This is a genomic window from Acinetobacter lwoffii (assembly GCF_024129435.1).
GTDB lineage: Bacteria > Pseudomonadota > Gammaproteobacteria > Pseudomonadales > Moraxellaceae > Acinetobacter > Acinetobacter lwoffii_F.
This window is the reverse complement of sequence record NZ_JAMXXN010000002.1, coordinates 47,015-61,308: the sequence shown is the minus strand read 5'-3', so window position 1 is coordinate 61,308 and position 14,294 is coordinate 47,015. Positions and strand designations below refer to the sequence as shown.

Sequence of the window (14,294 nt, the reverse complement as noted above, 5' to 3'; positions counted from 1 at the left end):
GAAAAATAATACTTATTATAAAATAAATTGAAAGCCAATTTTGTAAAAAATCGCAGATACTTGTTTCACTTTCTGGAGTTTGAAAGGAAAAGGAAATGTCTGTATTTGTACTCTTTGCACTGACCGTACTTCCCCTGATTTTTACGCCTGGACCCGATATGTTATTTATCCTGTCTCAAGTGATGGGTAAAGATGCAAAAGCAGGCATGATGGCAACCTTAGGGGTGTGTTGCGGTTATCTGGTGCATTCTATTCTGGTGGCACTCGGAATTGCGGCTATTATTATCTCTTTTCCGGTGCTGTTTGAAACAATTCGCTGGCTTGGGATTGCGTATCTGTTGTATTTGGCCTTTAATTTGCTCAAATCGGTATTCAGTAAAAAAGCGCTGAACATTGAGAAAAAGACCTCAGCCAATCCGATTAAAAAAGGTTTTTTTACTGCGCTGTTAAATCCAAAAGGCATGTTGATTTATTTTGCGATTTTGCCGCAGTTTATTGATAAATCCGCCAATACTGTCAGCCAAGGTTTGGTCCTGTCCTTTATTTTTATCAGTCTGATTTTTGTAGTGTATTGTAGCTTAAGTATTTTGTTCAGCAAAATCAGCCAAAAAACCCAAATGGATGAACGTAAACAAAAATGGGTAGATGGAACTTCTGGTGGTTTACTGGCACTTGCCGCAAGCTGGTTAATCATTAATTAATCGGATTGCAAAGAAGCATACTGTTCGCAGTATGCTTTTTTTATAATTGTGAAGATTTGAAATTAAATATTCACTTTGTCGGCGTAGAATTCAATGCGCTGGTTTATTATTTGGTCAATTTGTCTTTATATTAGGTTTAATTCGCTCTCAAAAAGAGTTCTGTCCAAAATGACAAAAGCTGACATACGTATATTCCGGCTGTTTTGCTTCAAGCTGCTTTAAATCAGTTTAAATTAAATGTCATCAATCAAAACTTCTGATGTGATTAATCAGATAAAAAAATAATATAAATCAATGGTTAAATTTTAAGTAAATATTGATGCATTTCATTGTAATAAAACGATAACAATTAATTGTGAACGCATCGTTCAGGGAAAATTACGCATTTTTACAGCTCTTTGTTGAATTGTGACTTGACCGAAATGCCGTACACATTGCAAGATAGGGCACCTAAAAAAATTTAAGTGAAGAGTTACACTAACTTTTCTCAACATTTACATTTGCTAAAACAGCCGAGGATTACATGAAGGCTCTTGTTGCTGTAAAACGTGTGGTTGATGCCAACGTTAAAGTTCGTGTTAAACCGGACAACAGTGGTGTTGACTTAACTAACGTTAAAATGTCAATTAATCCATTCTGTGAAATCGCAGTGGAAGAAGCGGTTCGTTTAAAAGAAAAAGGAACTGTTTCAGAAATCATTGTTGTTTCTATTGGTCCTAAAGAAGCCCAAGAACAGATCCGTTCTGCAATGGCGCTTGGTGCTGACCGCGGTATTCTGGTTGAAGCTGATGACAGCCAACTGGGTGCGCTGGAAATCGCTAAAATTCTGAAAGGCGTTGTTGACGCTGAACAACCACAATTGATCCTTCTTGGTAAGCAAGCAATTGATGATGACTCGAATCAGGTTGGTCAGATGCTTGGCGCTCTAATGGGTGCAGGTCAAGGTACATTCGCTTCTGAAGTAAAAGTAGATGGCGATAAAGTACAAGTAACACGTGAAGTAGACGGCGGTTTACAAACTGTTGAGCTGAAACTTCCAGCAATCATTACCACGGACTTGCGTTTGAACGAGCCTCGTTATGCGGCACTTCCAAACATCATGAAAGCGCGTAAAAAACCGCTGGATACCAAGTCACCTGCAGATTTCGGTGTAAACCCTGCAACTAAACTGAAAACAGTGAAAGTTGAATCACCTGCAGAGCGTAAAGCTGGCGTACAAGTGAAGTCTGTAGACGAGCTTGTAGAAAAATTGAAAAACGAAGCGAAAGTGATCTAATACAGAAGGATAAAAATCATGAGTATTTTAGTTATCGCTGAGCACGACAACAAAGCATTAAACGCTGCTACTTTAAACGTTGTTGCTGCAGCGCAAAAAATCGGTGGTGATATCACTGTATTGGTTGCTGGTTCTGGCGCTCAGGCAGTTGCTGACCAAGCGGCTAAAGTTGCGGGTGTAAGCAAAGTATTACTTGCTGATGACGCTGCTTATGCAAACCAATTGGCTGAAAATGTGGCTAAACTTGTTGCTGAATTAGGTAAAGGCTATACACATATCCTTGCTGCTTCTACAACAACTGGTAAAAACATTTTGCCACGTGCAGCTGCGCTTCTTGACGTAAGCATGATCACTGACATCATTGCGGTAGATGGTCCTAAGACTTTCAAACGTCCGATCTATGCAGGTAACGCAATTGCGACTGTAGAATCAGGCGAAAGCATCGTATTGGCGACTGTTCGTGGTACAGCATTTGATGCTGTAGCTGCTGAGGGTGGTTCTGCTGCTGTTGAAGCTGCTGCGTCTACTGGTGATGCGGGTATTTCTAAGTTTATCAACGAAGAAATCGTAAAATCTGAACGTCCTGAACTGACAGCTGCGCGTATTGTGGTTTCTGGTGGTCGTGGTGTAGGTTCTGGTGAGAACTATCACAAGATCCTTGATCCATTGGCCGACAAGCTTGGTGCTGCTCAAGGTGCATCACGTGCTGCGGTAGATGCTGGCTTCGTACCAAACGATATGCAAGTGGGTCAAACTGGTAAAATCGTTGCACCTGACCTGTACATCGCTGTAGGTATCTCTGGTGCGATTCAGCATTTGGCTGGTATGAAAGAATCTAAAGTGATCGTTGCGATCAACAAAGATGAAGAAGCGCCAATCAATGCAGTCGCTGACTACTGGTTAGTCGGTGACCTGAACACTGTAATTCCAGAATTGGTTTCTAAAATCTAATTTCTGAATCGGGTTCAAAATACGCTCTTGTGCAAGCAGTGAAAGCAATGCTTTCCTGTTTTGTCCAAGGGCGTTTTTTTTATGCAAAAATTTTAAAAATACTCTACAGCCGAAACTAGAGTATTTCATTTGCATGAAAAGTGATAAAATCCCAGTTTGCTTTTTCTCCTGTTTTTAATCATGTCCTTTTCCAAAGCCGCCCATATCCTGTTCATTAGTTTTCTGCTGATTGCGCTTTATCTGGGTATTTGTATTCATACTGCCCTGAATGCACCGCCTGCGGTGACTCAGTATTTATTTAGTGAATCAGGCGCTTTTGAAGTCATGAGTCCATGGTTATGGTACTTGCTGGCAGTGCTGTGTTTGCTCAATGTTGAAATCAAACCTAATACCCGAGTGTTTACGGCTATAGCAGCGACATTGTTGGGATTACGGGAAATGGATTTCCATAAGCAGGTGTTTGAAATGAGTTTTATCAAAACTAATTTCTATCGCAGTGCTGAAATTCCGCTCATGGATAAGCTGCTCGGATTTATTTTATTGCTCGGGATTATTTTTGTCTTTCTGGTACTGGCAAAAAAGCTGGTTCAAACTATACGAAGCATGAAAGATTCTTTGAATATTGCACATTTTTTTATCTTCCTTACCATTGCCTGTGGCGGACTAAGCAAGGTGCTCGATCGCACGACTTCAACCCTGAAAGATGAATTCGGCATCCAGTTGGTGCCGCATACTCAAATCATGATTATGACCATTGAGGAAGGGGTGGAGATGTTATTGCCAGTTTTACTGATTGTGGCTGTGCTGAGCTATCGTAAAGTACTGAACCAGGCACAATAAAAATATAGAAAAACGATGAAGATGCGCCAGTTGATTGGCGCATTTTGTTTTTGTAGTACTGTATTTCTCAAAATTTTGGGTATTGAAAAATCCTGTCTGGATGCGCTGATTTTCGGTTTTGAAATAACAAGAAAATGATCACTAAAATGAAGATAATTAACAAGGTTAAGCTGAATATTTCGACACAAAAATACAAGTGTTTATGCTATAATTTAGGGCTGTATTTTAGTTTTTAACTCAGTCGTTTGAGTTAATGATTTTGCTAGTTTTACGACATATAAATACAAGCCAAAATTGGCTTGTAGAATAAGGAGTATGCATGAGCGTATCGGAAATTAGACCGATTGCCATTGAGGATGAACTTAAAAGCTCATATCTCGATTATGCGATGAGCGTGATTGTGTCACGTGCATTGCCCGATGTACGAGATGGTTTAAAACCTGTTCATCGTCGTGTGCTTTTCGCAATGCACGAATTAGGCAATGACTATAACAAAGCTTATAAAAAGTCTGCACGTGTAGTCGGTGACGTCATCGGTAAATATCACCCGCATGGTGATTTTGCCGTATACGAAACCATTGTACGTATGGCGCAAGATTTCAGCTTGCGTTACCAATTGGTTGATGGTCAAGGTAACTTCGGTTCGGTTGATGGCGATAGCGCAGCAGCCATGCGTTATACCGAAGTGCGTATGCGTAAACTGACCCACGAACTGTTAGCGGATCTTGAAAAAGATACCGTCGAGTGGGAAGACAACTATGATGGCTCTGAGCGTATTCCTCAAGTCATGCCAACCCGTGTGCCGAACTTATTGATTAATGGTGTCACTGGTATTGCAGTTGGTATGGCGACCAATATGGCGCCGCATAACATGACTGAAGTTGTGAATGCGTGTCTGGCCTATGCCAATGATCCTCAAATCAGCATTGAAGGATTGATGGAATATATTTCTGGTCCGGATTTCCCGACAGGCGGCATCATTTACGGTAAATCAGGTATCGTCGATGCATACCGTACCGGTAAGGGCCGTTTGCATATCCGTGGTAAATACCATTTCGAAGAAGATCCGAAGAATGGCCGCACCACGATTGTCTTCACTGAAATTCCATATCAGGTTAATAAAGCAAAAACCATTGAGCGTATTGCTGAACTGGTTAAAGAGAAAAAACTGGAAGGTATTTCAGAGCTTCGTGACGAGTCTGACAAAGACGGTATGCGTATCGCGATTGACCTGAAGCGCGGTGAAAACGCTGAAGTGATCGTGAACAACCTGTTCCAGAACACGCAACTTGAAAACTCTTTCAGCATCAACATGGTTTGTCTGGACAATGGCCAACCAAAATTGATGAACCTGAAAGACATCATTGCCGCGTTTATCCGTCACCGTCAGGAAGTGGTCACGCGTCGTACTATGTTCGAATTACGCAAAGCGCGTGAACGTGGTCATATCTTGGAAGGTTTAACCGTTGCCCTGGCGAATATTGATGCCATCATCGAAACCATCAAGAGTTCTGCGAATCCGGCTGAAGCGCGTGAGCGTTTGCAGGCAGGTGAGTGGGCTGGTGGCGGTGTTTTGGCCTTGCTGGAAAAAGCCGGTTCAGTTTCTGTACGCCCAGATGAGATTGAAGGTGAAGACCCAAGTCGCCCGTTTGGTTTGGATGGCGAGATTTATCGTCTGTCACCAACCCAGGTGAATGCAATTATGGAACTTCGCTTGCATCGTTTAACTGGTCTTGAACAAGACAAGTTACATGCTGAATATAGCGAAATTCTGTCACAAATCGCTGAACTGACTGCAATTTTGAATGACTTTAATCTGTTGATGAACGTGATTCGTGAAGAATTGGCCTTGATTCTTCAGCAGTATGGCGATGCGCGTAAAACGTCGATTGTCGAGTCACGTATCGATTTCTCTCGTGAAGATCTGATTCCTGAAGAGCAAATGGTTCTGACGGTATCGAAATCAGGTTATGCGAAAACTCAACCATTGTCTGACTACGCTGCACAGCGTCGTGGTGGCCGTGGTAAGTCTGCGACTAGCATGAAAGAAGATGATTACATTCAACATCTGATTGTGACTTCAAGTCATGCGACAGTACTTTGTTTTACCAACGTTGGTAAGGTCTATCGTCTGAAAGTGTATGAAGTGCCGCAAGCATCACGTGGTGCCAAAGGCCGCCCAATGGTGAACTTGCTGCCACTGGATGAAAACGAGACCATTACTGCGATCTTGCCTGTCATTGACGCGCCGAAGAAATTTAAAGAACGTCTGGCTGACTTCAAGGCATTTGTAAAAGCCAATGCAGCGCAGTTGCAAGCCAATGAAGTGATCAATGCTCATTTTGCCGAGCTTGAAGCTGCCCTGACTGAATCTGAAGATGGTGCGGATGATATTTCTGATGCATTGCGTATTCAATTGAAACAGTTGGGCTTGGAGCTTTCTGCAACAGACCTTGATGATGACATTATCAATGACTTTGCTCAGCAGGCTGAAGCGGTACGTAAAAACTTCTATGTGTTTATGGCGACTGAATACGGTACGATTAAACGTGTAGAGCTTGAACAGTTCTCAAATGTTCGTTCAAACGGTTTACGTGCGATTGAGCTGAATGGCGATGATACCTTGATTGGTGTAGCGATTACTGATGGCGAACAGCAAATCATGTTGTTCTCGAACGAAGGTAAAGCCATTCGCTTCGCAGAGACTGATGTACGTTCAATGGGCCGTTCTGCCAAAGGTGTACGTGGTATGCGCGTGACTATTGGTGCAGCTGCACAGCTAGAAGAAAATGATGAAACTGAGATCGAGTCTGATGACGAAGATGGCTTAGATTCAGCATTGATTAGCCGAATCGTATCACTGGTTGTTGTACCTGAAACTGGCGAAGTACTGTGTGCATCTGAAAATGGTTATGGTAAACGTACTCCAGTAGATGATTTCCCGACCAAGAAACGTGGCGGTAAGGGCGTGATTGCGATCAAGACCTCTGAACGTAACGGTCAATTGGTGGGCGCTGTTGCCATCGATGCTTCTAAAGAACTGATGCTAATCTCTGATGGCGGTACGCTGGTTCGTACCCGTGCATCTGAAGTGGCGCAAACCGGTCGTAACGCACAGGGTGTTCGTCTGATCCGCCTAGGTAATGAGGAATTGCTGGTTGGTGTCGTTTCAATCGAAGCGGTTGAAGAAGATGAGTTTGTTGAAGCGATTGAAGGTGCAGAATCTTTAGTAGCAGAAACAGATGTAGCAGCTGAAACTGAGCAAGTTGCAAAAGATGGTGAAAATTCAGTAGAAGAATAAGTTTTTTACTGATAAAAAGGGCGCTTCGGCGTCCTTTTTTATAAACCTTGACTGCATAAGGGTAAGCGATGAAAACCAAATTAATGTTGTTGGCAGCAGCGGTTGCATTGACTGGCTGTAATTCAATGGACAATATTCCGAATCCGAGTCCTGAACAGGAAAAGGCGGCACAGCTGGCTTATGAGGATTTGCGTGACGGGAAATATGAGGAATTTCTGGATCAGTTAGAACCGCAGTTGCAAACCCAGTTTAAGGATAATGAAAAGCTGATGAAACGCTTTTCACGTTCAATTCCTCAAGGTGAATACAAGTCTAAGACTTTAATGACCAAAGAGATTGAAGAAGCAACCAATCAGCCTGGACAATATAAGGTCAGTTATGAAATTGCCTATCCGGAGAATCTGGTTCAGTATGATGTGAGTTTTGATAAGCCGAATGGTAGCAACAAGATTCGTAATTTCAATATTCAGGTCTTTGGCGAATCAAGTAAAAAAGTAGAATAGGCGCATTGCTATAATGTTCTATCTGCTTTGATGACCAGAAATTAAACGTCGATAAGCCAAGAAAAAGCACATGCTGCCGATCATTCCAAGATAGAGCAGTTTAGGTAAGACCAGTGCGGTAGGTACACCCATCTGATTGAGTTGAATAAACATCTGCACAATTTGGGTGGAAGGCAGGATTTCGCCAACGACTTGCATCCAGATAGGCATGGCAGCATGTGGCCAGGCCGCACCAGATAAAAAGAACAGTGGAATGGAAGTGAATACAATCACATGACCCGCACGTTCTGGCAGATCCAGAAAACTGGCAAATAGGCAGGTCATGCCAATTATCGTGTAGATAAAAACCGGAACAGCCAGTAGCATCCCGAACAGGTTGCCACCGCGCGGATAATCAAACAGCCAGAAGCTGAAACCGAATAAATAGAAACATCCCAGACAGCCAATAGTAAAGACTGCTAAACCCATTCCCATGAGTGCATTTGCGTTTAATTCTATTTTTCTTTCCCGATATACCAAAATCAGCATACTCAAACCCAAAAGAATGGTTTGGTGGATAATTAAGGGTGCAACCGCAGGAAAGACATAACTGCCATAGCCGGACAGTGGATTAAATAAAGGAATTTGATGCACAGAAAGGGCTGGTGAAAAATCCGAGACCTCGCCAAAGCGTTCAGCATAATCTGCCAAAGTTTGCTCAACTGATGTGGCTAAGCCCAGACCAATTTGTTTGGTCACTAAAAAGTTGGCTGTACTTAAATACAGGCCAATGCCACCTGTTTCACCATGCCTTAAGCTTTGCGATAAATTGTCCGGCAGCAGTAAAATTCCATCGGCTTTTTGAGATTCCATCCATTGTTTGGCTTCGGCAAAATTTCCGGTAATCGCCTGAATTTCGACATTGGGGCTTTGTGCCACCTGACCAATAATGCGGGTGCTTAAGCTACTTTGTTCTTCATCGACAATGATAATCGGTAAGGCTTCAGCCTGCTGCGCCTGATAAGCAGTTGGATAAAAAAAGCTGTAAAACAAGACAGATAGAATCAGCGTGGTAAAGATTGTGCCGTGACTGACAATATCTTTGAAGCTTTGTAGATAGTAAAACCAAAGGGATTTCATGGTGTTGCTCCTTTGGCGATTTTTTTAAGAAACAGATAAGCCAGCAGAGCGTAGACTAGGGCATAGATCAGCAGCATTAATCCAGCTTGCAGTGAAATATGCAATGGACTACCAATCACCCATTGTTCAGTTTGTAATTTGGCATAGGGCGTGAACGGAATAATATTGGACCAAAACTGGGTGAATAGGGGCGCATTATTTAAAGGTAAAGTCACACCGGCAAAACTTAAAGATGAACCGCCATAGACCGCAATGATGCCAAAAGATTTACTTAAATCTTTGGTTGCCAGAACCACTGCACTGCTTAAAAATGCATAAGCGCTATATAGCAGAAATTGTGCCGATAGAATCAGGCTGAGCGAACCGGCAACAAACCAGCCGCGAATTTCAATCAGCCAGAACATCCAGATCCAGGTCCATAGACTAAAAATAGCCACATAGACCAGGTTCTTAGACAGCAATGCCATCCAGATGGATGAGTTGCTGACCCAGCTTGTTAAGGTCTGCCGCTTCAGTTCCTGACCGACGGAAAATGCCACACAACAACACAGTAGTAAATGCAGAATTGCCGGAATGGCATAGGGTTCCAGATAGAATTCATAATTCAGCTGCGGATTATACAGTGGCGATATTTTGATATGCGGTGACGGTGCTTCGAGAGAGGGCAGCCGGTTGCCCAGATATTGCTGTCCGCTAAATTCAGCGAGTGCTTGCAGGGTACTAACCAGCATGGCAGACGAAATGGTATTTCCGATACTGAAATAACTCTGGTTAAAGGCAATACTGATGTCAGCATCCTGAGCACGAACCAGACGTTGCTCGGCGCCGCTTGGAATATGGATATAACCCCAAATTTTATTTTGATTTAGCAGGCGCTCAATCTCAGCTGTTTGTTCCGACACCGTAGCAATTTTAAGAGTATGATTCAGCGCCACATGCTGATAAATGCTTTGACTCAGCGCACTCTGGTCTTGATCAATAATCGCAATCGGTAAATGATCCGGTTTCCCTTGAGCAAACATGCTGCTGAATAAAATAATCACCAGTGCAGGTGCCAGCGTGACCAGACACAGATCCCATTTTTCTCGGAGCAGATAGCGCAGTTCGCGCCATATACCCGTCCACATTATGGGGTCTCTTTCAGTTTAAACAACACGCTCATCCCAACTTTCAGTTCAGGAATCGCTGGTGTGGGCACAAGATGCAGCTTAAAACTTCTGACATCATAACCGCCGGTTTGGCGTGTGGTCTTAATGGTGGCAAATTCGCCCTCGGCACTGATCTGTTTGATTTTAAAAGTAGCGGTTTTATCTAGGGCGGGAATATAACCTTCAATACTGCTCATTTTTTGAAATGGAGCATATTGGTCTTCACGAATATTCAAGCTCACCCACATTTGATCTTCAATCAGGCTGACCACAGGGACTGCGGTGGCTACCAGCTCCGAGACTTTGCCATAGGTTTTAGACACCGTTCCGTTTACAGGTGCAACTAATTGGGTTTCTGCTTCTAAAGCATTGGCTTCATCCAGCGCAGCCTGGGCAATATCTACCTGTGCATCGGCAGAACTCTTTTGCTGCGAGGTGCTGCCACGTTTGGCACGTGCGTATTGCTGATACGCCGCTTCAGTCATTTGCGCCGCTGATTGACTGGCTGCAAATAATTCATCACGGCGCTGGCGTGAGATCACACCTTCCTTAAATAAATTTGCACCACGCTCATAAGAAACTTTGGCTAAATTTTGCTGTGCTTTCAGCGATTGCCAGTTGGCATACAGGCTAGCGATATTTTCTTCCTGCGAGCCACGTTCAGCAGTCGATTGTAAAGCCAATGCAGATTGTAAAGCCGCTACGGCTTGCTGTTTTTTTGCTTGAATCTCCGGGCTGTTTAAGCGCACCAGTACATCACCTTTTTTGACCTGCTGACCTTCTTCTACATAAATTTCTTCAATACGGCTTGGCACTTTGGTCGCTACCTGAACCGTTTCAGCTTCTACACGACCCTGCAATTCCAGCGGAGCCGGTTGGTAGCTTTTCCATAATCCAAATGCGATGACTGCCAGCAGAACTGGAATCAGGGCAAGCAATAAATATTTTTTCTTTTTAGCGATTTCAGGAGCTTGTTGTTGCTCGGTCGAAGTCGTCGCGTTGTTTTCTATTCCAGTTTTTGTTTCTACCTGTTGCGCAGGCGATTTTTCTGTATCGCTGGATGAAGCCGCTTCATTCACAGGATCATTCGGTTTTTGATCTTCGTTCATGTTCGGCTCCATTAGCGAATATAGTGGGTATTGGTATGTTGAATGTAGGTCGGAAATTCTGTAATCGAGCCATGGCTTTGTAATAGTGTGGCCAGTGACATCACATATTTGTAGGCATTCAAGGCAGTTTCGGCTCGTAATCCGCTCAGCAAGTTTTGTGCATCGATGACCTGTGTGGCGGTGCCCGTATCTTCTTTAAAGGACAATTCTTGGATGCGTAAATTTTCCTGTGCGGCTTTCAAGTTTTGTGCCAGAAGCGCATCACTTTGCTGTGCACTGAGGGCTTCGCTATAAGATTTATAAATCAGATTTTCAATTTCCTGCTGGGTGCGTGCAGTGAGCAGTTCTGTGGCAGAGCGTTTGAGTTCGGCAGCCTGAATATTTTTGTTTTTATCAATTCCGGAAAACAGGTTATAACGTGCGGCAACCCCGACAATCCAGTTTTCCTTTTGATCCAGACTATATTCGCCAAAAGCAAAAACATTCGGTTTTTTCGCTGCTTGCTGGGCTTTGACATTGGCTTGAGCCAATTGGGTATCCAGCTGCATTTTTTGAATTAGCGCAGAGTTCTGACTAAAGGTTTTCAGCAGATGATTTAAGGCCTGTGGCTCGGTTTTATTGACAAATAAAGGCGTCGAAAGTTCGGTGATGCTACTTTCCTGAAGCAGATTATTCAGCTGGAACAGGGCAGCATTCAAATTGGCCTGCGTATTTTGCTGACTGCGCTCGGCATTATTGCGTGCCACTTCAAACTGCATGCGCTGGCCTTTACTGATAAAACCTTGCTGTTCTATCTTTAAGGCATTGCGATAATGCTGCTGCATGGCATTCAGGTTAAACAGCGCAGCTGCATGCAGTTGCTTTTGAAGCTGCACATTGAAATAACTTTGAATCAGTTCAAAACGCTGCGTGTCTTGCTGCTGTTTGTTGCTGAGCTGACTACGACCGACCTGAATATTGGCGATTTCTTTGGCGCTGCTTGTCAGTCCACCAGTATAAAGCGGCATCATGACTGAAATCGTCGGACGAATCACCTGGTCATCCAGCACGACATGCGAACTATCAGGAATTAAGCCCACCCCATTTTGAATAGGTTGTCTTAAACTATTTTTTAGCGGGTCAGCCAGATCACCTAAGTTCAGTTCATCAATTCTATTATTGACACCATCCGTTAAGGATTGCTCTAAATTATTTTTTAATGCGCCCAAAGGTAGATCGAGTTCATTATGAAAGGCATACGCACGAACATTCAGATCGATTCGTGGCAGACCTATACCTTTCACCGCTTCAGCTTCAAGTTTTGAGGCCTGTTCCAGACTTTGATAGGCTTGGCTGCTATAAGAATTTTGCAACAACTGACGTTCAGCGTCCTGAAAGCTGATGCTCTGCGCATGAGCAAAGCTGCCATACATCATTGATGCAAGCAGATTTAAACCCCAGACAAGCTGTCTTTTATTTTTCTTTAAGTTCATAAAGTCGCTAAACTGATTTTAAGCCGGTGATGTTATCCGGCTAGTATAAATCAAAGGTATGCAGATAGAACTAGTGTAAAGTTATAGTATTGTTTCTTTTACATCTGTATTTCAAATACTTATCGGCTGTTTTTGAGAGAGTATCCAGAATTAAAAAGTGGCTTAATCTTGAATATTTTCAATTATTAGTTCAAAGATGATAAAAACAGCAGGCTAAAATACCGGTCAATTTATCTTGTGAATCTACATTGATTTTTTGACTCTATCTTGACTCATAGATTGAAATAATTTTGTGCAAGACCCTGCCAGATATGGTTAAATGCCATCATTTTATTGTGTTTCACTCTGAAAGGAAAAATCATGCGCGCGTACAACTTCTGTGCTGGTCCTGCTGCATTACCGACTGCCGTACTTGAAAAAGCTCAAGCTGAAATGCTTGACTGGTATGGCAAAGGTCTTTCGATCATGGAAATGAGCCACCGTAGTTCCGACTATGTTGCCATGGCTGAAAAAGCGGAAGCAGACCTGCGCAAACTCATGAATATTCCTGAGAACTACAAAGTATTGTTCTTGCAGGGTGGGGCATCACTACAGTTCTCGGCAATTCCATTGAACTTGCTTGGCAAAAACAACAAAGCAGACTATATCGATACCGGCATCTGGTCTGAAAAAGCCTTGAAAGAAGCGCAGCGTTATGGCGATATCAATGTTGTAAAAGCGGGTATCCAAATTGATGGCAAATATGCGATCAGTACACAAAGCGAATGGAATCTTTCTGATGATGCAGCTTATGTGCATTATGCGGATAATGAAACTATTGGCGGTTTGCAATTTGCCTCAATTCCTGAAACAGACAAGCCATTAGTTTGTGACTATTCATCTAGCATTTTATCTGCACCTTTAGATGTCTCTAAATTTGGTTTGATCTATGCGGGTGCGCAAAAGAATATCGGGCCTGCTGGTTTAACGCTGGTGATCATTCGTGATGATCTACTCGATCAAGCTAAACCTGAAATTCCAAGCATCTTGAAATATTCAGATCAAGCGAAAAATGGCTCAATGGTCAACACACCATCAACTTATGCATGGTACTTGTCTGGTCTGGTGTTTGAGTGGTTGCTAGAAAATGGCGGTGTAGATGCCATGCACAAAGTGAACCTTGAGAAAGCTAACTTACTTTATGGTTATATCGATCAAAGCGATTTTTATGCGAATCCGATTGCAAAAGCAAACCGTTCGATCATGAACGTACCATTTACTTTGGCCAATGCTGATCTTGAGAAACAGTTCCTGAAAGAAGCTGAAGCGCAGCATTTATTAAATCTTGCTGGTCACCGTTCGGTTGGCGGTATGCGCGCAAGTATTTATAATGCCGTGCCTTTAGAGGGCGTGCAGGCATTAGTGAACTTTATGGATGACTTTGCCAAACGCAATGGTTAATTCCTGAAACGAAAAAACCCAGCACAAGCTGGGTTTTTTATGAATACAATAATTTTAGAAAATAAAAGTATGCAGGATGAATCCGCAGATCAGCATCCCCAACATGAAAAAAAGGCAGGACATCATATCAATATTATAGCGGGAGCTAAGATGATGCTCGACCTGTTGTAATGTTTCTTCTTGCACGATTTTCATAGATATTTATTGTCCGATCTATTTATCGTTAATACTAATTTGTTGTGAGTATTTTTATCATAAAAAATTGATTAAATAAAGTACATTTTTAATTAAAGAGCATAAATTTTCATTTTTATTTAAATATTAGATTTGTATGACAACAGATTATTTATATGAGAAATCAATCGCTTATTTTTACAAGGTTTTTAGGGTTATTTTAAATATTTAAAATGAATTTATTTGAATTTAAAAATGTG

Annotated in this window: 12 protein-coding genes; 8 read left to right on the top strand and 4 right to left on the bottom strand. The window is 42.5% G+C overall.

Annotated elements, in window-relative coordinates; all coding sequences use genetic code 11:
- Positions 1-95: 95 nt before the first annotated feature.
- The 6 genes from NI455_RS01585 to NI455_RS01560 all read left to right on the top strand — a co-directional run bounded on the left by NI455_RS01585 (position 96) and on the right by NI455_RS01560 (position 7,572).
- On the top strand, positions 96-701 hold the full coding sequence (locus tag NI455_RS01585) for a LysE family translocator (RefSeq protein WP_253112082.1): 606 nt from the start codon (positions 96-98) through the stop codon (positions 699-701).
- Between the two features lie 523 nt (positions 702-1,224).
- Positions 1,225-1,977: an electron transfer flavoprotein subunit beta/FixA family protein gene (locus tag NI455_RS01580; protein ID WP_004280496.1), complete on the top strand. Its 753-nt coding sequence runs from the start codon at positions 1,225-1,227 to the stop codon at positions 1,975-1,977.
- Between the two features lie 18 nt (positions 1,978-1,995).
- Positions 1,996-2,928, top strand: coding sequence for an FAD-binding protein (locus NI455_RS01575; RefSeq protein WP_005252481.1), 933 nt, complete (start codon positions 1,996-1,998; stop codon positions 2,926-2,928).
- Between the two features lie 180 nt (positions 2,929-3,108).
- Positions 3,109-3,768 carry a hypothetical protein gene (locus NI455_RS01570; protein ID WP_148334287.1) on the top strand — a complete coding sequence of 220 codons (660 nt, stop codon included), beginning with the start codon at positions 3,109-3,111 and terminating at the stop codon, positions 3,766-3,768.
- 319 nt (positions 3,769-4,087) lie between these two features.
- Positions 4,088-7,069, top strand: a complete 2,982-nt coding sequence (gyrA, locus tag NI455_RS01565) for a DNA gyrase subunit A (protein ID WP_253112080.1) — start codon at positions 4,088-4,090, stop codon at positions 7,067-7,069.
- A 68-nt stretch (positions 7,070-7,137) separates the two neighbouring features.
- On the top strand, positions 7,138-7,572 hold the full coding sequence (locus NI455_RS01560) for a DUF3887 domain-containing protein (protein ID WP_253112078.1): 435 nt from the start codon (positions 7,138-7,140) through the stop codon (positions 7,570-7,572).
- 18 nt (positions 7,573-7,590) lie between these two features.
- Here the strand turns inward: NI455_RS01560 and NI455_RS01555 are convergent, their stop codons facing one another.
- From NI455_RS01555 to NI455_RS01540, 4 genes are read right to left on the bottom strand one after another with little or no spacing between them, the layout of a single operon-like run.
- Positions 7,591-8,691: an ABC transporter permease gene (locus NI455_RS01555; RefSeq protein ID WP_253112076.1), complete on the bottom strand. Its 1,101-nt coding sequence runs from the start codon at positions 8,689-8,691 to the stop codon at positions 7,591-7,593.
- Entirely contained in the window at positions 8,688-9,818 is a 1,131-nt protein-coding gene (locus tag NI455_RS01550; RefSeq protein WP_253112074.1) for an ABC transporter permease, read from the bottom strand. Before NI455_RS01550 ends, NI455_RS01555 begins: the two co-directional genes overlap by 4 nt.
- Positions 9,818-10,948 (bottom strand): HlyD family secretion protein, encoded by a 1,131-nt coding sequence (locus NI455_RS01545; RefSeq protein ID WP_253112072.1) that lies wholly within the window; start codon positions 10,946-10,948, stop codon positions 9,818-9,820. The genes NI455_RS01550 and NI455_RS01545 overlap by 1 nt, the downstream gene beginning before the upstream one ends.
- Before the next feature lie 11 nt (positions 10,949-10,959).
- Positions 10,960-12,420 carry a TolC family protein gene (locus NI455_RS01540; protein WP_253112070.1) on the bottom strand — a complete coding sequence of 487 codons (1,461 nt, stop codon included), beginning with the start codon at positions 12,418-12,420 and terminating at the stop codon, positions 10,960-10,962.
- Between the two features lie 360 nt (positions 12,421-12,780).
- Here NI455_RS01540 and serC point away from each other — a divergent pair, with 360 nt between their 5' ends.
- Positions 12,781-13,860 (top strand): 3-phosphoserine/phosphohydroxythreonine transaminase, encoded by a 1,080-nt coding sequence (gene serC, locus NI455_RS01535; RefSeq protein WP_253112068.1) that lies wholly within the window; start codon positions 12,781-12,783, stop codon positions 13,858-13,860.
- A gap of 39 nt (positions 13,861-13,899) precedes the next feature.
- On the top strand, positions 13,900-14,031 hold the full coding sequence (locus NI455_RS15475) for a hypothetical protein (protein ID WP_005103875.1): 132 nt from the start codon (positions 13,900-13,902) through the stop codon (positions 14,029-14,031).
- Positions 14,032-14,294: the final 263 nt, after the last annotated feature.